Source organism: Haloechinothrix salitolerans (genome assembly GCF_042662605.1).
In the GTDB taxonomy this organism is placed as follows: domain Bacteria; phylum Actinomycetota; class Actinomycetes; order Mycobacteriales; family Pseudonocardiaceae; genus Haloechinothrix_A; species Haloechinothrix_A salitolerans.
The window spans coordinates 1,408,736-1,429,387 of record NZ_JBHSXX010000001.1 but is presented as its reverse complement, the minus strand read 5'-3'; the positions used below and the strand labels follow the sequence as shown (position 1 = coordinate 1,429,387).

20 protein-coding genes and 1 riboswitch are annotated in these 20,652 nt (G+C 69.0%); of the genes, 7 read left to right on the top strand and 13 right to left on the bottom strand.

All coding sequences use genetic code 11. The annotated features are described in order from the left end of the window. The first annotated feature begins 60 nt into the window (after nucleotides 1-60). Nucleotides 61-504, top strand: coding sequence for a DoxX family protein (locus tag ACFQGD_RS06685; RefSeq protein WP_345405900.1), 444 nt, complete (start codon nucleotides 61-63; stop codon nucleotides 502-504). 188 nt (nucleotides 505-692) lie between these two features. Here the strand turns inward: ACFQGD_RS06685 and ACFQGD_RS06680 are convergent, their stop codons facing one another. Further along, nucleotides 693-1,238, bottom strand: coding sequence for a TetR/AcrR family transcriptional regulator (locus ACFQGD_RS06680; protein WP_345405897.1), 546 nt, complete (start codon nucleotides 1,236-1,238; stop codon nucleotides 693-695). Nucleotides 1,239-1,304: 66 nt separating this feature from the next. Here ACFQGD_RS06680 and ACFQGD_RS06675 point away from each other — a divergent pair, with 66 nt between their 5' ends. Beyond that, complete coding sequence (locus tag ACFQGD_RS06675; protein WP_345405894.1) at nucleotides 1,305-2,804, top strand: SMP-30/gluconolactonase/LRE family protein; 1,500 nt, start codon at nucleotides 1,305-1,307, stop codon at nucleotides 2,802-2,804. Further along, nucleotides 2,804-3,571: an SDR family oxidoreductase gene (locus tag ACFQGD_RS06670; RefSeq protein ID WP_345405891.1), complete on the top strand. Its 768-nt coding sequence runs from the start codon at nucleotides 2,804-2,806 to the stop codon at nucleotides 3,569-3,571. Before ACFQGD_RS06675 ends, ACFQGD_RS06670 begins: the two co-directional genes overlap by 1 nt. Before the next feature lie 66 nt (nucleotides 3,572-3,637). Here the strand turns inward: ACFQGD_RS06670 and ACFQGD_RS06665 are convergent, their stop codons facing one another. The 3 genes from ACFQGD_RS06665 to ACFQGD_RS06655 form a co-directional block, all read right to left on the bottom strand. Continuing rightward, nucleotides 3,638-3,976 carry a hypothetical protein gene (locus ACFQGD_RS06665; RefSeq protein ID WP_345405888.1) on the bottom strand — a complete coding sequence of 113 codons (339 nt, stop codon included), beginning with the start codon at nucleotides 3,974-3,976 and terminating at the stop codon, nucleotides 3,638-3,640. A 31-nt stretch (nucleotides 3,977-4,007) separates the two neighbouring features. After that, entirely contained in the window at nucleotides 4,008-5,492 is a 1,485-nt protein-coding gene (locus ACFQGD_RS06660) for an acyl-CoA synthetase (protein WP_345405885.1), read from the bottom strand. A 687-nt stretch (nucleotides 5,493-6,179) separates the two neighbouring features. Then, a complete protein-coding gene (locus ACFQGD_RS06655; RefSeq protein WP_345405882.1) occupies nucleotides 6,180-7,373 on the bottom strand; it encodes an ROK family transcriptional regulator in 1,194 nt (397 codons plus the stop codon). A 65-nt stretch (nucleotides 7,374-7,438) separates the two neighbouring features. Between ACFQGD_RS06655 and xylA the strand changes: the two genes are divergently transcribed. Both xylA and ACFQGD_RS06645 read left to right on the top strand, forming a co-directional pair. After that, nucleotides 7,439-8,617, top strand: coding sequence for a xylose isomerase (gene xylA / locus ACFQGD_RS06650; protein ID WP_345405879.1), 1,179 nt, complete (start codon nucleotides 7,439-7,441; stop codon nucleotides 8,615-8,617). Next, nucleotides 8,614-10,080, top strand: coding sequence for a xylulokinase (locus ACFQGD_RS06645; RefSeq protein WP_345405876.1), 1,467 nt, complete (start codon nucleotides 8,614-8,616; stop codon nucleotides 10,078-10,080). Before xylA ends, ACFQGD_RS06645 begins: the two co-directional genes overlap by 4 nt. Nucleotides 10,081-10,086: 6 nt before the next feature. Here the strand turns inward: ACFQGD_RS06645 and ACFQGD_RS06640 are convergent, their stop codons facing one another. From ACFQGD_RS06640 to ACFQGD_RS06610, 7 genes are all read right to left on the bottom strand, one after another. Then, nucleotides 10,087-10,518 carry a type II toxin-antitoxin system VapC family toxin gene (locus tag ACFQGD_RS06640; RefSeq protein WP_345405873.1) on the bottom strand — a complete coding sequence of 144 codons (432 nt, stop codon included), beginning with the start codon at nucleotides 10,516-10,518 and terminating at the stop codon, nucleotides 10,087-10,089. After that, complete coding sequence (locus ACFQGD_RS06635) at nucleotides 10,505-10,762, bottom strand: ribbon-helix-helix domain-containing protein (protein ID WP_345405870.1); 258 nt, start codon at nucleotides 10,760-10,762, stop codon at nucleotides 10,505-10,507. The genes ACFQGD_RS06640 and ACFQGD_RS06635 overlap by 14 nt, the downstream gene beginning before the upstream one ends. A gap of 28 nt (nucleotides 10,763-10,790) precedes the next feature. Next, entirely contained in the window at nucleotides 10,791-11,792 is a 1,002-nt protein-coding gene (locus ACFQGD_RS06630; RefSeq protein ID WP_345405867.1) for an ABC transporter substrate-binding protein, read from the bottom strand. Continuing rightward, a complete protein-coding gene (locus tag ACFQGD_RS06625; protein WP_345405864.1) occupies nucleotides 11,789-12,613 on the bottom strand; it encodes an ABC transporter ATP-binding protein in 825 nt (274 codons plus the stop codon). The genes ACFQGD_RS06630 and ACFQGD_RS06625 overlap by 4 nt, the downstream gene beginning before the upstream one ends. Then, nucleotides 12,610-13,677 (bottom strand): FecCD family ABC transporter permease, encoded by a 1,068-nt coding sequence (locus tag ACFQGD_RS06620; RefSeq protein ID WP_345405861.1) that lies wholly within the window; start codon nucleotides 13,675-13,677, stop codon nucleotides 12,610-12,612. The genes ACFQGD_RS06625 and ACFQGD_RS06620 overlap by 4 nt, the downstream gene beginning before the upstream one ends. Nucleotides 13,678-13,795: 118 nt before the next feature. Continuing rightward, nucleotides 13,796-13,979: riboswitch (cobalamin riboswitch) on the bottom strand. A gap of 100 nt (nucleotides 13,980-14,079) precedes the next feature. Further along, nucleotides 14,080-15,069: a pirin family protein gene (locus tag ACFQGD_RS06615; protein ID WP_345405858.1), complete on the bottom strand. Its 990-nt coding sequence runs from the start codon at nucleotides 15,067-15,069 to the stop codon at nucleotides 14,080-14,082. A gap of 132 nt (nucleotides 15,070-15,201) precedes the next feature. Continuing rightward, nucleotides 15,202-17,118, bottom strand: coding sequence for a propionyl-CoA synthetase (locus ACFQGD_RS06610; protein ID WP_345406119.1), 1,917 nt, complete (start codon nucleotides 17,116-17,118; stop codon nucleotides 15,202-15,204). Nucleotides 17,119-17,216: 98 nt separating this feature from the next. Here ACFQGD_RS06610 and ACFQGD_RS06605 point away from each other — a divergent pair, with 98 nt between their 5' ends. Next, nucleotides 17,217-17,468: a FitA-like ribbon-helix-helix domain-containing protein gene (locus ACFQGD_RS06605; RefSeq protein ID WP_345405855.1), complete on the top strand. Its 252-nt coding sequence runs from the start codon at nucleotides 17,217-17,219 to the stop codon at nucleotides 17,466-17,468. After that, on the top strand, nucleotides 17,465-17,869 hold the full coding sequence (locus tag ACFQGD_RS06600; protein ID WP_345405852.1) for a type II toxin-antitoxin system VapC family toxin: 405 nt from the start codon (nucleotides 17,465-17,467) through the stop codon (nucleotides 17,867-17,869). Before ACFQGD_RS06605 ends, ACFQGD_RS06600 begins: the two co-directional genes overlap by 4 nt. A gap of 79 nt (nucleotides 17,870-17,948) precedes the next feature. Here the strand turns inward: ACFQGD_RS06600 and ACFQGD_RS06595 are convergent, their stop codons facing one another. Continuing rightward, a complete protein-coding gene (locus tag ACFQGD_RS06595) occupies nucleotides 17,949-19,490 on the bottom strand; it encodes an FAD-dependent oxidoreductase (RefSeq protein WP_345405849.1) in 1,542 nt (513 codons plus the stop codon). A gap of 4 nt (nucleotides 19,491-19,494) precedes the next feature. Further along, nucleotides 19,495-20,397: an AurF N-oxygenase family protein gene (locus tag ACFQGD_RS06590; protein WP_345405846.1), complete on the bottom strand. Its 903-nt coding sequence runs from the start codon at nucleotides 20,395-20,397 to the stop codon at nucleotides 19,495-19,497. Nucleotides 20,398-20,652 lie beyond the last annotated feature (255 nt).

The window sequence follows — 20,652 nt, the reverse complement described above, 5'->3', positions numbered from 1 at the left end:
TGTCATGACAACTACCTCCCGCCCACCCCATCAACCAACAACCGCCGAGAAGGAGTTCCGATGAACAAGACCGCACTGCGCGACCTCGCCGTACTCGCCACACGCGTCGCCATCGGTATCATCTTCGTCGCCCACGGATGGCAGAAGTTCACCGAATGGGGCCTGTCCGGCACCGCCGACGCGTTCGCCGAGATGGGCATTCCCTTGCCGACAGCGAGCGCATGGTTCGCGGCCGTCGTCGAACTGGCCGGCGGCGTCGCCCTCATCGCTGGCCTGGCCGTACCCGTCGCGGGCGCGCTGCTCACGCTCACCATGGCGGGCGCGTTCGCCTTTGTCCACGCGGGCAATGGCGTCTTCGTCACCGCGAACGGGTTCGAACTCGTACTGGCACTCGGTGCGGCGTCCCTCCTTCTCGCCGCGGTGGGAGCGGGCCGGTACAGCCTGGACAGGCTGATCGCCCCCAAGCTCCGCCGCGAGGCCACCTCACCCGCCGCGCACCAGTAAGGCACGGCGTCTTTCGGGAGCATCTGGAACCGAAACCCGTCGCAGAAATGATCACGTCTACTCGCGTTGTTGCGAGAGAATGTCTGACTTGTCGGCTTTCGCGAACAACAGCGCGAGTAGACGTGATCAACGATCGGCGGCGTCACCCTCGCACGGCGGCGAGCTTATGGTGCCGTCGCGCGCCGAGATCACCGCCGCTCAAGCAACTCATGCACGGCGGTGGCCACGGCACGGTTCGTCCGGTCGCGATCGGCGCCCGTCGCGGTGACGACGAAGTCTCCAAACGCGAGCCAGCCAAGCATCAGCGAGGCGGTGACAGCCGCGCTGACCTGTGCCCGCTCATCACCGGCCCGCCGCAACAGATCGACGAACAGCTGGGTCGTCGGCGCCGCACCTTGCTCGGCGAGTGCCGGATCGTGCAGCGCCACGTGCGCGAGTGACCGCCAGTACGTTGGATAGTTCGCGAAGACCGCCATCAGCTTGGTGATGTCGGGCTCCGAACCAGCCACGTGCGCGGCCAGCTCCGCCACCACCGTGTCCGCCTGCGCGCGCAGGGCCTGCCGGACTATCTCCTCCTTGGTGCCGAAATGCCGGTGTGCCAGCGCGTGATTGACCCCGGCGCGCTCAGCGATCCGCCGCACCGTGATGTCGTGCGGACCCGATTCCGTCAGCAGTTCCGTCGCCGCCGCGAGCACGGCGGCCATGACCTCGTCTCGTCCCTGTGGACGTCGCATTGACCCACTATAACCACCCGGTTACACTGCTGCTTCTGTAACCGGCGGGTTACAAGAGGAGGCGTCATGGCGGCGAGGGTGTTCCTACGCGCGGCAGCGATATGCGCGACGATCGTTATCGCGGCGACCAGCGTGCCCGCGGCGTCGGCGCAGGTCTGGCTACCGATCCCGCCAGGACCGGCCGACCACCTCGTGCCACGGTTCGAAGGGGCGCCCGCCGTCGCCAAGCCCGTGGCCTCCGCGCCGATTCCCGAGCATCCGTTCCTCGCGGACAACGGGATGAGCAGCATGCACAACGACGCCTACGCTTCCGACGCCTACTCCTGGGGTGGTCCGCTCGGTGAGGACCCGCGGGTCACCTCAGCGACCTACGGCATCGAGGAGTGCGCCACGATGGCCTTCGACAGCGCGGGCCGCATCGTCGCGCTGTGCGGCGGCCTCGAGGGTTCACGGCTGATGCTGCTCGACCCGGAGAGTCTGGCCGTGCTCGGCGCCCATCCGCTCCCGCCGCGCCAGTTGAACCTGGAGAAGTCTCCGCTGGAGGACATCTGCGCCGGGGCGTACTTCTACCTCGACCACCGCGACCGCGCGGTGATCGCGACGACGAACGCCCAGATCTGGGTCGTCGGCCAGAAAGCAGGTCCGCCCGGGTTCGCCCTCGAACGCACCTACGACCTCAGCGCGCACATCCCCGATGACGACTGTCTCGTCGCGCAGCTTCCCGACTGGAGCGGCCACATCTGGTTCGTCACACAAGAAGGCGGTGTCGGCACCGTCGACCCGGACTCCGGCGCGGTGCGGTCGATTCGACTGCCCGGTGAGCGGATCGTGAACTCCTTCGCGGTGGACGAGACGGGCGGCGTCTTCATCGTCAGCACGCACGCGCTGTACCGGTTCGACCGTGGGTCTGACGGCAAGCCGCACGTGACATGGCGTGAAGAGTACGACCGCGGGTCGACGCGGAAGCCAGGGCAGTTGTCACAAGGCTCGGGCACGACGCCAACGTTGGTGGGCGACGATCTAGTGGTCATCACCGACAACGCCGACCCGAGGATGCACGTGATCGCCTACCGGCGAACGGCACAGGAGCGGCCACGGCGGAAGGTGTGTGCCGAGCCAGTCTTCGAGCCAGGGGCGAGCGCCACCGAGAACAGCATTGTCGCGGCGGGCCGGTCGGTCATCGTGGAGAACAACTACGGCTACACCGGTCCGCTATCGACGATGTTGGGCAAGAGCACCGCACCGGGCATCGCGCGGGTGGCGTTCTCACCGTCCGGGTGCGAGACGCGGTGGACGTCAGATGAGATCGCCCCGACGAACGTTCCCAAAGCATCGCTGGCGAACGGGCTGCTCTACGTCTACACCAAACCAGACGGAGTGTGGTGGGACCCGTGGTACTTCACCGCTGTCGACGTCCACACCGGACGGACCGTCTGGAAGCGACTTACGGGTACCGGCGTGCAGTGGAACAACCACTATGCGTCGATCTATCTCGGCCCTGATGGCACCGCGTACCTCGCGACCATCGCCGGCGTCATCAGAATCGCCGACGGCGAGACGTCGTGATGGGAACCTACGTCGTCACCGGATCGGCGTCCGGGATCGGTGCCGCGACGGCGTCGCGACTGCGGGAGGACGGCCACTACGTCATCGGAGTCGACCGCACGCCCGCGGACGTGACGATTGATCTGTCCACAGTAGCCGGACGGAGTGCCGCCCTTGAGCGGATCGTCGCCCTGGCACCGAATGGGCTCGCTGGCGTGGTGCCGTGTGCGGGCATCGGCGGGTTCACCGACACCGACCCTACGGACGTCGTGTCTTTGAACTACTTCGGCGCGGTCGAACTGTGCGCCGCGCTGCGGCCGCTACTCGTAGCACCGGCGGCCGTGGTCTTGCTGAGCTCGAACTCGGTCACCTGCCAACCCGGCTGGGCTCGCGAGATCGCGGACCTGTGCCTCGCGGGCGACGAAGCGGAGGCCCGCACAAGCGCCGCCGCGCACGACGCCGTGCACGTGTACCCCGCGACGAAGGCGGCACTGGCCTGGTGGGCCCGCCGCGAAGGCGTCAAGCCGGAATGGATTGGCGCCGGAATCCGGATCAACGCCGTCGCACCAGGGATGGTCGACACCGCGATGACACAGCGGCTGCGCGACGACGCGCTACTCGGCCAGTTCGCGGACGCCTACCCGTCCGCGATCGGCCGCCCGGGGCACCCGGAAGAGGTGGCCGAGGTCATCGCGTTCCTGCTCTCCGAGCGCGCCAGGCTGGTCGTCGGCGCGACGTTGACCGTGGACGGCGGCACCGAGGCGATGCTGTTCCCGACTGGGACGTGAGCTCGCTTGGCGCGGGGCTCCTGGGGTTATTGCGCGCAAAACCGGGATGAATCGGGCACTAATCTGTCACAGTCCCAGGAAGCCCACAGCGTCCGCTAGCTCGGGGAAGCGCACTTCCCATAGCTCCCGCACCCGTTGCGGCAGAAAGAGCCGCCGCCACACCACAGGCAGCATCGGCCCGTTGAGGTAGCGGCGCAGGTCCTGGACGTCCATGGCTTCGCTGAGCACGACCTCGTACATGAGATTCAGCTCGCAGGGCTCATCCAGGTTGTAGGTACCCTGCTCGGACCAGTCCAGGCGCAACGGCAGTTCGACGAGGCCAACCGTCGGCCCCACCAGCTCGTCGAGGCTGTCCGCCACGAGGTAGGGCCGCTGCTCGCTGTAAAGCACCCGCTTCTCGGCCATGCACCCAATATGACCGATCGCTCGCCGCGCGCTAGCCAGAACCGCGGGAAGGCTCCGCCCGTAGCAGGTCCCGGCCCTTACCTCGGGCGGCCTTGCCGGTCGTGGTGCGGGGTAGCTCGTCGACGAACCGGATCACGCGCGGGTACTTGTACGGCGCCGTGACCGTCCGGACGTGCCGCTGCAACGCCGCCGCCAGGTCATCCGAAGCGTCCGCCTCTGACGCGTCGCCGTTGGCGACAACCAGCGCGGCCACGACCTCGCCCCGCTGCGCGTCCGGTATCCCAGCGACGAGGCAGTCGGCCACCGCGTCGTGACCGCGCAACGCCGTCTCCACCTCCACGGGGTCGATCCGGTACCCGGACGACAGGATGACGTCGTCGGCGCGCGACTTGAAGAACAGCCAGCCATCGTCGTCCTGCTCGAACAGGTCGCCCGTCGGCCACCATCGGCCGTCCACCAGGTCGGTGTCGGGCACGAGCGACAGCGTGGGCAACGTCGTCGCGTCCACCTGCAGCTCGCCGTCGCGCAGCCGCGTCGCGACGCCGGGCAGCGGACGTCCCGCCGAACCAGGCGGCGAGTCCACGCCGGGCGGGGTGCCCGCGATGTGGCCGGTCTCTGTCTGCCCGTAGCCGTCGGCTATGGTCAGCCCGGTCGCGGCGCGCCACCGGGCGATCGTCTCCTTGTCCAACGGTTCTCCCGCCGCGACCAACCGCCGTAGTGATGGCAGCGCGGGTGGATCCCCGGCCGACAGCAGCATCCGCCACTCGGTCGGTGACATGCACAGCACGGTGACGCCTTCGTCCCGAATCCTCGCCAACCGCTGCTCGACGTCGAACCGTGCCTCGTGCAGCACCGCGACCGCTCCCATCAGCCACGGCGCGAGGAACGCGTTGCGGGTGGACTTCGACCAGCCGGGCGCGGCGGTACTCCACACGACGTCCCCGGAGCGGGCACCCAGCCAGTGTTCGGCTTGCGACCGTTGCCCCCAGACGTAGCGCTGGCCGTGCCAAACCGGCTTGGGCGTACCCGTTGACCCCGACGTGAACAGCAGGAACGCAGGGTCGTCATCCGGCAGATCCGGAGCGGATGGGACGTCGTCACCGGGCTCGGCATCCCAGGTGTCCCATGCGGACAGCGGCAGCACGTTGTCGTCGAGCCCTGCCTCGGTGAGGACGTCGAGGTACTGGTCGTCGGCGACCACTAGCCTTGGCTCGGCGGTCCGCGCGCGGGTGCGCAGGTCATGGGCGCGCAGCATTGGACTGCACGGAGCCATCACCGCGCCAAGTCGGAGGCACGCGAGCATAGTCAGCACCCACTCGCCGCGCGATCCGCACAGGGTGTACACAACGTCCCCGCGCCGCACGCCAAGCGCGGCGAACCGGGCCGCCGTCGCGCGAGCGCCGTCAGCCAGCTCACCAAACGTCCACGCACGACGGCGCTTTGCCGCGTCGATGGTGACCAGCGCTGTCTGGCCCCGCGGCGCTTGCTCGACCAGATCCCACGTCACGTTCGCCATCAATCCACCTCGCCGTCCGACAGCGCCGCGATCGCCCTCGGCGGGCGGCGCGACCCAGGTCGCGAGGTTAACCGATGCTGACGGGACGGGCGGTCTGGTGGGATCAGCCGCACACCTTCCGCCGCACGTGATCCGGTTGATTGCCGGGGCAGTGTTCCGGTGGCTCAGCCTCCGATCGATCGGCCTCCGTCGTGGTCGGAGGCGTCGGGGCACGCCGAGTCGTCGTGGTGGGCCGCGCATGTCGAGTCGCGGTCGGGGACGCGGCGCTGGACGACGTGGCGTTCGGTCGCGCGGTCCGCGACGTTCGGGTCGTGGCGGACGTCTTGGCGGTCGTGCTGGTCGTGGTCGGAACGTCGCTGGAGACCGTCCGTTTCGACGTGAGCGGCCGGGCTGGTTCTCGCGTCGACACATCTGGCTGGGAACCACCAGTGAGCAACAAGACCGCGCCGGTGACCAACGCCGACATCGTCAGTCCACCGACCACTGGCCAGACAACCGCGAACGCGCCGATCGAGCCGTTCACCCGGTGCCGACCGGCCGACCGCGACCCTGACACTCTCACCGCACCCTCTTCTCGCGCCGGCTTCAACGGCACGACGGACCCCGAAACGAATGCTAGTTGTCCCTCCAGGAGCAACCACAAGACGGCCAAACGGCGTAAGCCTCAACAGAGCGGTCAACCGGACCTCACCCGGTCGCCGCGACGATCCACGGCGTCGGGTCGTCGACGACAGCTCGCAGCGACGTCGCCGCTCCCCCGGTCAGCGCGGCGTGGTCCGCGACGGGCGCGGCGGAGACGTCGACCGGCGCCCACGGCGCGCCAAGCACCCGCGTTCGCAGCTGCTCGGTGATCTGCGGCCGTAGCAGCGGCACGAGGCCGGTGTAGACGCCGCCGAGCAGCACGCGGTCGATGTCGAGCAGGTTCACCGCGTCCGCCATCGCCTGCCCCAGCGCGGCTCCCGCCGTGCCGACCACCGAGTGGGCATCCGCGGCGCTGAGCCGATCGACCAGAACGTCGTTCGCGACATCGATGTCCAGCCCGAGCCCGGTGACCAGGGCCTCCTTCCCCGCGTAGCGCTCAAGACATCCACTCGCCCCACACCGGCACGTCGGCCCGGCGGGGTCGATGGTGACGTGCCCCAACTCGCCACTCCAACCATGCCTGCCGCTGAACAGCTCACCGTCGATGACGATCGCGGCACCGATACCGACGTCGCCGGAGACGTACAGGAACGTGCGGGAGGTGCGCTCGACGACAGGGCACCCCCACAACTGCGCGAGCGCGGCGAGCTTCGCCTCGTTGCCGACCCTTACCGGAACACCGGCGGGCAGCCCGAGCAACGGCAACGGCTCGACGTCCGACCAGCCGAGGTTCGGCGCGACCCGTAGCACGCTGGAACGCGTGTCCACCAGGCCAGGCAGCGCGAGGTGCGCGCCGGCCACCCGCATGCCCCGCGACGTCACCCGCGCGATGAGGTCGCGGGCGAGGCGGCCAAGCCGCCCCAGCGTCGCCGATGCGGGGCTGCCACGCAGGTTCTCCATGAGGACGATCTCGTCGACGACCGCGCCGGTCAGGTCGACCACCCTGCCACCGAGGTAGTCGACGTTGACCTCAAGACCGAGCCCGACGACCGTGCGCGCGGCGGGCGCCAGCGGGACGGCGGGACGTCCTGGCCCCGACGACACCGCGGGCAACTCGGTGAGCAGTCCGGCCTCGACGAGTTGATCGACAAGGGTGGACACCGTCGCCCGCGTCATGCCGGTGCGCGCGGCGACGTCCGCCCTGGACAGCGGCTCGGGAGCGTCGACGACCGCGCGCGCCACGATCGCGAGGTTGCGCTCACGCAGCGATGCTTGGCGGGCGGGTCCGGTGGTGGTCACGTCTTGACCCTAACGCCATCGGCGAATAAGTTCAGTGGATATACAAACTTTCTGAGGAGGTCCTCGTGCCCGGTGAGCAAATCCCCTTCTCGTTCGGTCTCTGGACGGTCGGCTGGCAGGCGCAGGACCCGTTCGGCGCCGCGACCCGGCCGGTGCTCGACCCGTCCTACGCGGTGCACAAGCTCGCTGAGCTCGGCGCGTGGGGGTTCACCTTCCACGACGACGACGTCGTACCGTTCGACGCGGACGACGACACCCGCGAGCGCGCACTCGCGTCCGTACGCAAGGCCGCCGACGAGACCGGCCTGGTCATCGAGATGCTGACCACCAATCTGTTCGGCCATCCCGTTTTCAAGGACGGCGCGCTGACGTCGAACGATCGTTCGGTGCGACGATTCGCCCTACGAAAGGTGCTGCGCAACGTCGACCTCGCCGCCGAGCTCGGCGCGCGCACGTTCGTGATGTGGGGCGGTCGCGAGGGCACTGAGTACGACGGCGCGAAGGACCTCCACGCCGCGCATGAGCGCTACGCCGAGGGCATCGACACCGTGGCGGCGCACATCAAGCAGCGGGACTACGACCTGCGGATCGCACTGGAGCCGAAACCGAACGAGCCGCGCGGCGACCTGCTGCTGCCGACCATTGGACACGCCCTCGCGCTGATCGCGCGGTTGGACAACGGCGACATCGTCGGGCTCAACCCCGAGGTCGGCCACGAGCAGATGGCTGGCCTGAACTTCACGCACGGCATCGCGCAGGCGCTGTGGGCTGGCAAGCTGTTCCACCTCGACCTCAACGGGCAGCGCTCCATCAAGTACGACCAGGACCTCGTCTTCGGCCACGGCGACCTGTTGTCCGCGTTCTTCACCGTCGATCTGCTTGAGCATGGTTTCCCAGCTGGTGGCCCGCGCTACGAGGGCGCGCGGCACTTCGACTACAAGCCGTCGCGCACCGAGACCGAGCGCGGCGTCTGGGAATCCGCGCAGGCCAATATGGACACCTATCGCAAGCTGGCCGAGCGAACCGCGGCGTACCGGGCCGATCCGCGCGTGCGGGACGCGATGCTGCGGGCGGGCCTATTCGAGTTGGCCGAGCCGACCCTCAGTGCGGGCGAATCCATCGGCGACTTGCTGGCCGATCGGTCGGCGTACGAGGACTTCGACGCTTATGCCGCCGCCGAACGTGACTACGGCTTCGTGCGGCTGAACCAGCTCGCCGTCGAGCACCTACTCGGAGGGTCATGACACTGGTCGCCGGCGTGGATTCGTCCACGCAGTCCTGCACCATCGTCGTCCGCGACGCCCACACCGGGCGGCTCGTCCGCTCCGGCGGCGCGCCGCATCCGGATGGCACCGAGGTCGACCCAGCCGCATGGTGGGACGCCTTCCGCGCCGCCGCTGAAACCGCCGGTGGGCTGACCGACGTCGCGGCGATCGCCGTGGGCGGGCAGCAGCACGGGATGGTGGCACTCGACGTCGACGGCGCGGTGGTGCGGCCCGCGTTGCTGTGGAACGACACCCGGTCGGCGGATGCCGCCACCGACCTGATCCGCGACCTCGGCAGCCAACGGGCGTGGGCGGAAGCGGTGGGGTCGGTGCCGGTCGCGTCGTTCACCGCGAGCAAGCTGCGCTGGCTGCGCGACCACGAGCCGGACAACGCCGCGCGGGTGGCCGCAGTCGCGTTGCCGCACGACTGGTTGTCGTGGCGTATCGCCGGGCACGGGCCCGGTGACGGCTCGGGACGCGGGCGGCACGCCGCCGGGCGCGCGTCTGACGGCGGGTCCGCCCTGGACGCCCTGGTGACCGACCGTTCCGAGGCGTCCGGCACCGGCTACTGGTCCCCGCGGGACGGCGATTACCGGCGCGACCTACTCGACCTCGCCGTAGGCCGCGAGGTACAGGTGCCCCGCGTGCTAGAACCCGCCGAGTCGGTGGTCGCGCGGGGCTCCGAGGTGGTGGCCGACGGCACCGTCGTCGGTGCGGGCGCTGGGGACAACGCGGCCGCCGCGCTCGCACTGGATATGCGACCCGGCGACGTGACGGTGTCGATCGGCACGTCCGGTGTGGTGTCCGCCGTCAACGCGGCGGCGACCGCCGATCCGTCCGGCAAGGTCGCCGGGTTCGCGGACGCGACCGGCGCATACCTACCGCTGGCATGCACCCTGAACGCCAGCCGCGTGCTGGACGCCGCGTGCGAGTTGCTCGGCATCGACCACGACCGGCTAGCTGAGCTGGCATTGGCCGCGCCGCCCGGCGCCGATGGACTCACGTTAGTCCCGTACCTCGAAGGCGAGCGGACACCGAATCGCCCGGACGCTACCGGCACGCTGCACGGACTGCGACTCGCCACGACCACGCCGGAACACCTGGCCCGGGCCGCCGTCGAGGGCATGCTATGTGGGCTGGCCGACGCGCTCGACGCGCTGCGCGCCCACGACGTCCCGGTCAACCGGCTGCGGTTAATCGGTGGTGGCGCCCGGTCCGAGGCGGTACGGCGGATCGCACCACAGGTGTTCGGCCTGCCGGTCGAAGTGCCGGAACCTGGGGAATACGTCGCCGATGGCGCGGCGCGGCAGGCCGCGTGGGCGCTGTCCGGTTCCGCGACGCCGCCAGCGTGGGACGCCGCTGAGCCGCCAGTCGTCTACGACGGCCCCGCCGAGCCGCACATCCGTCAGCGCTACGCCGAGGTGCGCGACCTCGCGCCGTGAGGCAACCTAATCTTCCAACGGATGTACCCAGCGCACTCGTTTAAAACGGGCGAACCCTCGGTCCGCGCTGAGCCACGTGGCGTTGTTGTCAAGCGCGTAGGCCGCGAGGTAAGCGTCGGGAACGTCGTTGCCACGCGCGTCGATGTCGTCAGCAAGTTGCCGGAACAGGTCCCAGTGACGGGGACTTGGTGACAACTTCATTGCCGCCGGTGAAGCCAACAAGGCATCGACCGCCTGCCATGCTTCGTCGGTAGGCATCGGCTTCGCGAAGACCCGGCGGTTCGTGATCAGCCGGACGAAGCCGCTCAGAACAAGGTCGGGCAACCCCAGTGGCTCGTCATCATTGGCGAGCCGCTCGAGCAACGGCCGGTAATCGGCATGCTCCGCCAGGTCCGCGCGATGCGCGTAGACGAGGACGTTGACATCAACGCAGCGCATCGAGCGGTTCGCCTTCGTCCATCGCCTCGGCGATTGCGGCGTTCGAGGATAGGTCGACACCAGGCTGCAGCCCACCTTCACCGAACGGCCGGACGACGTAGCGACCAGCCTTCCGCTGCTCAGGAGCGTGCAGCCCTCGCCGAACCGCGTCCTCAAGAACGGAAGCCACGGTGCGCCCGGAGCGTGCCGCCTTCTCCTTCAGTTCGCGGTAGAGCTCGTCGTCAAGCCGAATCGTGGTGCGCATGGTGTCATCTTAGCATTAGACTTAAGCATCAAGATGCTTCCGGCACGAGATCCCACCCTTCCAGCGCCGCCCGTACCTGCTCGGCGGCGTCGATATTCAGTGGCCCCGACGTCCACAGCGCGTACGGCAGGTTCAGGAACCGCTCCTCGCGCACCGCTTCGAGGTCCTTCGTCGCCGCGTGTTCCTTCAGAATCCGCACCTTGTCCTCGAACGTCTGTGGCGGGTAGTCAACGAACAGGATCGCGTCCGGCTCCGCCGAGGCGAGCCGTTCCCACGACACCTCGGTCCACGTGTCCTTGAGGTCGTCCAGCGCGTTTCGGCCACCACCCGCGGTGATGATCGCCTGCGGCGCGCCGAGGTTGCCGCTGGAGAAGATCGTCTTGTCGCCGCTGTCGAACAGGAAGATCGTCGGCGGCTCCTCGGCCTGCGGCGCGGCTTCCAGCGCGTTCAGGCGCTCGTCGATGTCCGCGACGACCTCGTCGGCCCGGTCCTCACGACCAGTGATCGCGCCGAGATTCCGCAGGTCCGTGCGTAGCGCCGTCCACGGATCGACGATGCCGCGCGCCGACCCGGCCCCCTGGCGGCAGCTCTCGGTCAATACATAGGCGTCGATCCCGTGCTGGCCGAGCGACGCTGGGGTGAGCTTTTTCGTCTCGTCGTAGCCGTAGTTCCAGCCCGCGACGACGACGTCCGGTCGCTGCGCCAGCACGGTCTCCCTACTCGGGTACGTCTTCGCGACGTCGTTGAGTTCGTCGACCGAGTCGCCGTAGTGCTCGCGCAGCACCGGACGGTCACGCTGCACGCTGCTCACGGCCGCCACCTGCTCCTGCGCACCGAGCGCGAGCACCATCGAGATCATGTTGCCGTCGTTGACGAACAGCCGCTCGGCGGGCGACGGGAACGACACCTCCTGGCCGCAGTTCGTCACGGTCACGTCGCCGCCCGACGCCGTGTCCGACTCGGCGGTGGAGCAGGCGGACAGCACCGCCGCGGCGGCCAGTGCTGGGGCGAGGATGCGAGCAGGTCTCACGGGTGAGGCTCCGTTTCGTCGGCGGAAAACAACAGATGGGTGCGCCCGGTCCGGGGATGGGTAACCGGGGTGGCGAGCACGCCGAACGCGTCGTGGATGACGGTCGGGGTCAGCGCGTCCGCCGGGGTACCGATGGTCAGCAGGGTGCCGTCGTGCAGCACCGCGATGCGGTCGCAGAACGTGGCCGCGAGGTCGAGGTCGTGCATGGCCACGACGACGGTCTTGCCCAGTCCGCGCACCGTGCGGAGCAGGCCAAGCTGGTGGCGCAGGTCGAGGTGATTGGTGGGCTCATCCAACAGCATCAACGGCGTCTGCTGCGCCAGTCCCCGCGCGAGCAAGGCACGACGTCGTTCGCCGCCGGAGAGCTGCTCGACAGGATGGTCGACGGCGTAAGCGAGGCCGACCTGGTCGAGCGCGGCCAACACGGCGGCGCGTTCGGCCGCGTCGCCCCCTGCCCACGGCGGGCGGTGCGGCGTGCGGCCCAGCGCGACCATCTCGCCAACGACGAGGTCCGCAGGCAGCGCTTCCTCCTGCCCGACCAGCGTGATCGCCCGCGCGCGACGCCTGGCGGACAACTGGCCAAGCGGGACGTCGTCCAGCAACACATCGCCCGCGACGGGCTTGCGGACCCCGCCGAGCGCGCGCAGCAACGTCGACTTGCCCGAGCCGTTCGGGCCGACCAGCGCCAGCAGCTCGCCGCGTCGCACCGCGAAGTCGACGTCGCGCAGCACGACACGCTTGCCCGCAGCGCAGGCGAGGCCCGACACGGTGAGGTGGTCGTCGGTGGCCTGGATCGGCTGGGTCTCTGCTGGCGCGGTCATTGGTCGGCTCCGAATCGGTAGTGCCTGCGGCCCATCAGCACCAGAAACACCGGCGCGCCGATCAGCCCGGTGACGACGCTGAGCGGGATCTCAGTGGGACGCACCGCGACGCGTGCGGCGATGTCCACCCAAATCAGGAACACCGCACCCGACAGCGCGGCCACCGGCAGCACGGCTCGATGTCGGACGCCGACCAGCATCCGGCTGATGTGCGGGAGGACGAGGCCGACGAACCCGATGCTGCCCGCGACGGCGACCAGCACGCCGACCAGCGTGGCGAGCAGCACGAACAGGCCGCCACGTAGCGCGCGGACCGGTACGCCCAGCGCGGCGGCGGTGTCCGGGCTCGTGGCGAGCGCGTCCAGCCAGCCGCTGCCCGCGACGAGCACCGCGCCGATGACGACGACCGCGCCCGCGACCAGCGGCAGCTGGTTCCACGCCGCACCGGAGAGGCTGCCGAGCAGCCAGAACAACACCGACTGCGCGGCCTGCGGGTTGTCGCTGCGGAACACGAGAAAGCTGGCGATCGCGGAGAACGCGGCGGAGAGCACCGTGCCGATCAACACCAGCCGTAGCGGGGTGAGCCCACCCTGAGCCATGGCGACGCCGAACACCAGCAGCGCGGCACCCAGTGCGCCGAGCAGCGCGCCGACGGACAGCGCCCACAACCCGGCCGCCGCCAGCACGCCGAACGTGATCACGGCCGTCGCACCGACGCTGGCTCCCGCAGACACGCCGAGCAGGTACGGGTCCGCGAGTGGGTTGCGCACGAGTGTCTGGATGCCGACTCCGGCGACCGCGAGACCAGCGCCGACGACGATCGCCAGCAGTGTTCGGGGCACCCGGATGTCCCACACGATGATGTCGTACGTCGCGTCGCCGGTGCCGTCGGTCAGCCGATTGGCCAGCGCGTCGATGACGACGGACCACGCCAGCGGCTCCGCGCCGAACCCGACCGACGCGATCGCGCTCGCGGCGAGCAGCACCAGCAGGACGGGGACGACGACCGGCGCTGGCAGCCGTCGCGCGGACTTGCGCCGCGGGACGTCCTCAAACGTGTGCACGGCCTGCCCCGTCCAGCGGCGGCAGGACAGGCGGGCGACAGGGCGGCTCGGCGGTGGTGCCTCGGTGACGGTTCATGCGTTACGACCTTTGCGCTCGGGAGCTTGTACGCGAAGCTCGGATCGGCTCGGCGAGCCAGCAGGTCTTCGGACTCGGGTTCACCCGGACGAGGCACCTTCCCAGACCCGCTGATCCAGTGGCGTGTCGCCTCGCCCGTCGCCCTCACCGCTGCGCGTCAGTTCCGGAGTCGCACCGGATTCCCCTGCATCCGCTATCGGATGCGACTGGCTCGACGTCGGATCGTAGCGGGTATCGCCTCGCCGGGCGGGCCGGGTGTGGCGTGACCGACACCCGTGTGCGTCGTTGGCTCGGGCGTCACCATCCCGCGCGTCACGGCCGCCGAGTCAGCGTCCCGGACGACGTCGCGGGCGGAGCCGGACCTTCGGCAGCGGCGGCGCGGGCAGCCGCATCGGCTCGCCGACGTAGCCCTCTACCTGCCCGAACCGCTCCGACTCCTGCTGCCACGCCGCCCGAAACCGCACGATCTCGTCGTGGCTCCGGCCGACGAAGTTCCACCACATGACGATGTCTTCCTCGAACGGTTCCCCGCCGAGCAGCACCACCCGCGCCTGCTCCGGTGAGGGGTTGGCAAGTCGCAGACAGGCGGCGCCGACGCCCACGTAACCCAGCTGGGCTGGCGCGATGGAGGTCTCGCTGACGCGGACCGGCCCCCGGTCCACCAGCACGCCGTGCTCGAAGCTCGGATCGACGTCCAGCTCGACGACGGATTCCGGCGCGAGCGTGATCTCCGCGCCGAGCAGTGGCGTGAACGTCGACACCGGCGAGGAGGTCCCCGCCATGGAGCCGAGGAAGACACGGACGTCCGCGCCATCATGATGGACGACGTCGGGCACGTGGTGCTGGAAGTCGCGGTCCGCGTCCCGGTGCGCGTCCGGCAGCGCCACCCAGAGCTGCACCCCGTGCAGTACCGACGTCGCCGCCGTCGACACCTCGGAGTGGCAGATGCCATAGCCGCCGGTCATCAAGTTCAGCTCACCCGGCTCGACCAGCGCCCGCGCACCTGAGCTGTCCCTGTGCTCGATCTCGCCGGAGAACAGCCAGCTCACCGTCTGCAATCCGGTATGCGGATGGGGTGGCACCACCATGCCGCCGACGTTACGCACGTCCTCGGGCCCATAGTGATCGACGAAACACCACGCACCGATGAGCGACCTGGCGCGCTGGGGCAACGTGCGGCGTACCCGCATCGCACGGGGACCGCCGAGCGGCACCTCCCGCGATGTGACGATCTCGACCGCCGGGTGCTGTGGCTCGACCCGCTCCGCCCGCGCCCTGCAGCGGGTCTCGATCGGATCGGTCTCGATGTTGCTCATCTCGGCGCCCGGCCCCCTGCCGCGTTATCGGCTTCCATCGCGCCCCCATCATGACCGATTCGCACCGATCCGCCACTCAAGGTGCGGCCTGGCGCCGTCCCTAGCGCCCTGGCGGACTCAACGCGAGTCGCCTCAGCTTTCGGCGCGCAGCACCGAGCGGAGACTGTCCAACACGCCGACGTCCTCGATCGTCGACGGCACCGGCTCGTCCCTGCCGTCGGCGATACCGCGCATCGTCTTGCGCAGGATCTTGCCGGAGCGGGTCTTGGGTAGCGCATCGACGATCGAGACGTCCCTGAACGCCGCCACCGGCCCGATGTCGCGGCGCACCGCGGCGACCAGCTCGTCGCGCAACGTGCTCTCCTCGACGTCCACACCGGACTTGAGCACCACGAACCCGCGCGGCACCTGGCCCTTGAGCGCGTCGTGCACGCCGATCACCGCGCACTCCGCGACGGCCGGGTGGCTGGCGAGCGCGGCCTCGATGGACCCGGTGGATAGCCGGTGACCAGCGACGTTGATGACGTCGTCCGTCCGGCCCATGACGAACAGGTAGCCGTCTTCGTCGAGGTAGCCGGAGTCGCCGGTGAGGTAGTAGCCCTCGTAGCGGGACAGGTACGACTCGACGTAGCGGTCGTCGTCGCCCCACAACGTGGGCAGCGTGCCCGGCGGCAACGGGAGCTTGATCGCGATGGCACCCTCCTGCCCCGCTGGCAACTGGTTGCCCCGCTGGTCGAGGATCTGGACGTCGTAGCCGGGCATCGGCACGGTCGCCGATCCTGGCTTGACCGGCAACGTCTCCAGTCCGCGCGGGTTCGCCGCGATCGGCCAGCCGGTCTCGGTCTGCCACCAGTGGTCGATCACCGGGACGCCGAGGACGTCGTGCGCCCAGTGGTACGTCTCCGGGTCGAGCCGTTCGCCAGCGAGAAACAGCGTCTGGAACGCCGGCAGGTCGTACTTGGCGACCTCGGTCGCCTTCGGATCCACCTTCTTGATGGCACGCAACGCGGTCGGCGCGGTGAACAACGCCTTCGCGCGGTGTTCGGAGAGCACCCGCCAGAACGCGCCCGCGTCCGGCGTGCCGACCGGTTTGCCCTCGTAGAGCACGGTGGTCGCGCCGATCAGCAGCGGCCCGTAGACGATGTAGGAGTGCCCGACGACCCAGCCGACGTCGGACGCCGTCCACCAGACCTCGCCGGGCGCGACGTCGTAGATGTTGCGCATCGACCAGGCCAGCGCGACCGCGTGCCCACCGGTGTCGCGCACGACACCTTTCGGCTTCCCGGTGGTGCCTGAGGTGTAGAGGATGTAGAGCGGGTCGGTCGCCGCGACCGGCACCGGGTCGACGGGGCTCGCGCTCGCGACGAGGTCGTGCCAGTCGACGTCGCGCTCGGTCATCTCGGCGGTCGCGGTCTGCCGCTGCAACATGACGACGTGGTCGGGCTGGTGCGTGGTGGTGGCGAGGGCGTCTTCGATGATCGGCTTGTACTCCACCACCCTGGTCGGCTCGATGCCGCAGGACGCCGCGACGATCACCTTCGGCTGGGCATCATCCACCCGTGCCGCGAGCTCCTTGGGAGCGAACCCGCCGAACACGACGGAGTGGATCGCACCGATGCGCGCGCAGGCGAGCATCGCGACGATGGCCTCCGGCACCATCGGCATGTAGATGATGACCCGGTCGCCCTTGGTCACTCCGAGCGAGCTGAGCGCGCCCGCGAAGATGGCGACGTACTCCCGCAGTTCGGTGTAGGTGTAGGACGCCTTGGTGTCGGTGACCGGCGAGTCATAGATCAACGCCGTTTGCTCGCCCCGGCCGGACTCGACGTGCCGGTCGAGCGCATTGTAGGCGGTGTTCAACTCGCCATCGGGGAACCAGCGGTACAGCGGCGCGCGGGAGTCGTCCAGCGCCTTGGTCGGCGCGCGGGTCCAGTCGATATCCTCGGCCGCCGCCAGCCAGAACCCCTCCGGGTCGGCCAAGCTCCGGTCGTAGATCTCCGCGTACGCACCCATCGACGTCTCCTCTCGACTACCGATCCGGTGGTTCAGGAGTACACCGATACGTGCCCGGCTGGCTACCCTCCACGCGGAGAGGCACACGGTAGCCGGCGTTACACCCAAGCCGCACTCGCATGTAAAATGCATGCATGGTGAACGTACAGATCAGGGACGTGCCGGAGCAGGTGCGCGACGTCTTGGCCGACGTCGCGCGGTCGCGCGGACAGTCGACCCAGGCTTACCTGCGCAACCTGCTCGAAGAGGAGGCGCGGCGGGCGGGCAACACCGCATTGCTGGACGATGTACGGGCCGTCGGCGGCGGCTATGCGGCCCAGCCAGGCGAAACCGCGCGTGAGATCGAGGAGATCCGAGGCGACCGAGATCGGCGGAACACCGCGTGATCGTCGTTGACGCCTCGCTCATGGTCGCCGCGCTCACCGACGACGGTGAGCAAGGCAAGCACGCATACGCGGCGTTGACCTCGGACTCGCATTGGGCGGCACCCGCGCACCTCCCCGTGGAGGTGACGTCGGCGGTTCGGGGTCGCTGGCTAGCTCGCAAGGTCAGCGACGAACGCGCAAGCCACGTCGCGGTCACCCTGCCCCGGCTCAGCGTGGAGTTCACGCCATGGGGTGACATCGCCGAGCGCATCTGGGAACTGCGGCACAACTACACGCCGTACGACGCCGCCTACATCGCTCTGGCCGAACTTCGGGGCTGCGTGTTGGTCACCCTCGACCGCAAGCTCGCCAACACGGGCTCCCACCATGCCACCGTGCACGTCGTCGACGCTGAGTGTTGATCACGTCTACTCGCGTTGTGGTGCGAGAACGTCCGCTTCGCACGGTTTTCCGAGCAACAGCGCGAGTAGACGTGATCAACTATGTCCGCAGTCGCTGCGCCACCCGCCGGACGACGCCGGACCGCTTCCGGCGGGGCAGACGTCCTGAGGTCGCGTCGTCCAACAGCGTGCCCACGGTCTCCTTCGCGCACGCCCGGTTCGCGCCGATGCCGCCGGACGGTCCGCGCTTGATCCAGCCGACGACGTAGTCGCCCCGCCGCCCCTCGACGCGACCCGCCGTGTGCGGAATCGTCCCGGTACGTTCCTCGAATGGCAGCCCCGCGACGGGCGTGCCGCGATACCCGACCGCGCGGATCACCAGACCCGCCGCGACCTCGACGTCGCCGGCGTTACTGGCATCGCCAGCGTTCCCATGACCGCCCGCCGAACCGGTGACGCGGAGCCCACGCACCTGCTGGTCCCCCGCGAACTCGCGCGGCGCGGAGTGGAACCGGAGCACGATGCGACGCTGTCCGTGCGGCGGCGGCGCGGACCAGTCCACGACCTCTCGCCGGACGCCTCGCAGCAACGCAGCCTTCGAGCCGTCGGGAGCCGCGTCGATGACCTCCCCGACACGGGGATCGTGGTCGTCCACTACCAGGTCGACGTCGTGCTGCTGGGCCAGCGCGAGCAACTCAGGCCGCGTATAGGCGGCGTCCTCCGGCCCCCTGCGCCCGAGGACGACGACCTCCCGCACCTTGCTCGACCGCAGCGATGCCAGCGCGGCGGGGGAGATCGTGGTGTCCGCCAACGTTTCCGGATCCATCGTCAGGATTCGCGCGACGTCGAGTGCCACGTTGCCGTTGCCGACGACGACCACCCGCTCGGCGGAGAGGTCCACAGCGTCGGCGGACATGTCGGGGTGATCGTTGTACCAGGCGACGACGTCTGTCGCGGCGAGGCTGCCAGGCAGTTCCTCGCCAGCGATACCCAGCCGGCGTGCCGACGACGCGCCCACCGCGTAGATCACGGCGTCATGCCGCGACGCCAACTCATCCGCGGTGACGTCAGAGCCAACATCGACACCCAGCCGCAGCCGCAGCCGGGGATGCTTGTGGAAGCGCGCGAACGTCTCCCCGATCTTCTTGGTCGCCTGATGATCCGGCGCGACGCCGTGGCGTACCAGGCCGCCCGCCACCGGCAGCCGGTCGATCAAGGTGACCCGCGAGTTGGTATGCAGCAGCAGATCCTCGACGGCGTACATGCCAGCTGGCCCCGTGCCCACCACCGCGACGTCGAGTGGCGCGAAGTCGGCGGGCAGGACGCGGTCGAACACCGGCTCGTCCCAGGCGTGGAAGTTCGGGCTCGGGTCCGCGCCCTGAACACCCCGATCCGCATAGTAGGAAGCGTTGATGTCCGCATACGGCTTGAGCTGCTCGGTCAGGCTCTCCACGGGGAAGATCGCATCGACCGGGCAGGCGTCCGCGCACGCGCCGCAGTCGATACAGGCCTGCGGATCGATGTAGAGCATGTCGGTGCTGCCGAAGTCCGGCTCGCCCGGCGCGGGGTGGATGCAGTTGACCGGGCACACCGACACGCACGATGCGTCGTTGCAGCAGGTCTGCGTGATCGCGAAGGCCATGGCGTCAGGCCAGGTTGGCGCGTCGGTAGAACCACATCGACGCCTTGGTGAGCAGGCCTGCTGAGTTGAGGAACTCCATCAACCCAGCACAGCTCGACCGCAGCAACGACTTGTGGTGCTCGTTCGCCTTGGCCTCCCGCCGCGCGCGGTCGACGTCCAGGCCGGCGTGCTCGTACACCTTCGGGTTCACCATGCTGGTGACGATGAAGTACGACGCGATGGCGACGACCAGTGCGTCGACCTGCCGCCGAAGCCAGCCCGAGCCCTCGAGCCGCTTGCGCGTCTCCTCGCGGGCGAACTTCATGTGCCGCGACTCTTCGACGACGTGGATGTTGTTGATGGTGCGCACGAACGGCGCGACTCGCTCGTCCCGCATCCAGTCGCGCTGCATGACGTCGAGGACTTCCTCCGCGACGAGGATCGCGGCGTAGGCGGACTCGCCGAACGCGATGGTCTTGAACAGCCTGCCAAGCTCCACCACGACACGCTTCGGGCGGTATGCGGGCGCGCCTAGCTTGGCCGCGCCACGCGCGAACATGATCGAGTGACGGCACTCATCAGCGATCTCGGTGAGCGCCCATTGGAAGTTCGGGTCCGTGGGGTCCTTGGCGTAGAAGTCCCGCAGCACCATCTGCTGCAAGATCATCTCGAACCAGATGCCAGTGCTGGCGACGGAGGCGGCTTCCTGACGCGTCAGCTCGCGCTGCTGCTCCGGCGTCATCTCATCCCAGTAGGACGTGCCGTACAGCGTGCTCCACTCCGGGCTGGCGCCGTGGTGATCTGTGTCGAGCGGGGTATCCCAGTCGACCTCCTCGACCGGGTCGTACGACAACGTCTCGGACGAGTGCAGCAGCCTGCGCGCGACGTCGTCGTGCTGTTCGGCCCGCGCCGGAGTGCTGGTGGGCATCGTCGCCTCCATAGCTGTTACTCGAAGTAACGTGACACCTGGTAACACTAACCGTTCACGTCTCGCGAAGGGAAAGCGAATGTGACCCACGGCACATCAGCATCGCGGTCCGCGCGACACCCTGCCCGCCAAAAAGCACTAGTACTCGTTTCAACTAGCGCGAACGATCGTGGCGTGACTACCTGACTCTGGGGTTGTCAGCGATTGGAACATGTTCTAGTTTTGACACTCGTAGGACGTCCGCCGGTCGGCACG

Coding starts and splice junctions, on each gene's coding strand:
- ACFQGD_RS06685 (WP_345405900.1), top strand. CDS start 61: ATGAACAAGACCGCACTGCGCGACCTCGCCGTACTCGCCACACGCGTC.
- ACFQGD_RS06675 (WP_345405894.1), top strand. CDS start 1,305: ATGGCGGCGAGGGTGTTCCTACGCGCGGCAGCGATATGCGCGACGATC.
- ACFQGD_RS06625 (WP_345405864.1), bottom strand. CDS start 12,613: ATGACCGCGCCAGCAGAGACCCAGCCGATCCAGGCCACCGACGACCAC.
- ACFQGD_RS06645 (WP_345405876.1), top strand. CDS start 8,614: ATGACACTGGTCGCCGGCGTGGATTCGTCCACGCAGTCCTGCACCATC.
- ACFQGD_RS06665 (WP_345405888.1), bottom strand. CDS start 3,976: ATGGCCGAGAAGCGGGTGCTTTACAGCGAGCAGCGGCCCTACCTCGTG.
- ACFQGD_RS06590 (WP_345405846.1), bottom strand. CDS start 20,397: ATGCCCACCAGCACTCCGGCGCGGGCCGAACAGCACGACGACGTCGCG.
- ACFQGD_RS06660 (WP_345405885.1), bottom strand. CDS start 5,492: ATGGCGAACGTGACGTGGGATCTGGTCGAGCAAGCGCCGCGGGGCCAG.
- ACFQGD_RS06615 (WP_345405858.1), bottom strand. CDS start 15,069: ATGAGCAACATCGAGACCGATCCGATCGAGACCCGCTGCAGGGCGCGG.
- ACFQGD_RS06680 (WP_345405897.1), bottom strand. CDS start 1,238: ATGCGACGTCCACAGGGACGAGACGAGGTCATGGCCGCCGTGCTCGCG.
- ACFQGD_RS06640 (WP_345405873.1), bottom strand. CDS start 10,518: ATGCGCTGCGTTGATGTCAACGTCCTCGTCTACGCGCATCGCGCGGAC.
- ACFQGD_RS06605 (WP_345405855.1), top strand. CDS start 17,217: ATGGTGAACGTACAGATCAGGGACGTGCCGGAGCAGGTGCGCGACGTC.
- ACFQGD_RS06595 (WP_345405849.1), bottom strand. CDS start 19,490: ATGGCCTTCGCGATCACGCAGACCTGCTGCAACGACGCATCGTGCGTG.
- ACFQGD_RS06670 (WP_345405891.1), top strand. CDS start 2,804: ATGGGAACCTACGTCGTCACCGGATCGGCGTCCGGGATCGGTGCCGCG.
- ACFQGD_RS06635 (WP_345405870.1), bottom strand. CDS start 10,762: ATGCGCACCACGATTCGGCTTGACGACGAGCTCTACCGCGAACTGAAG.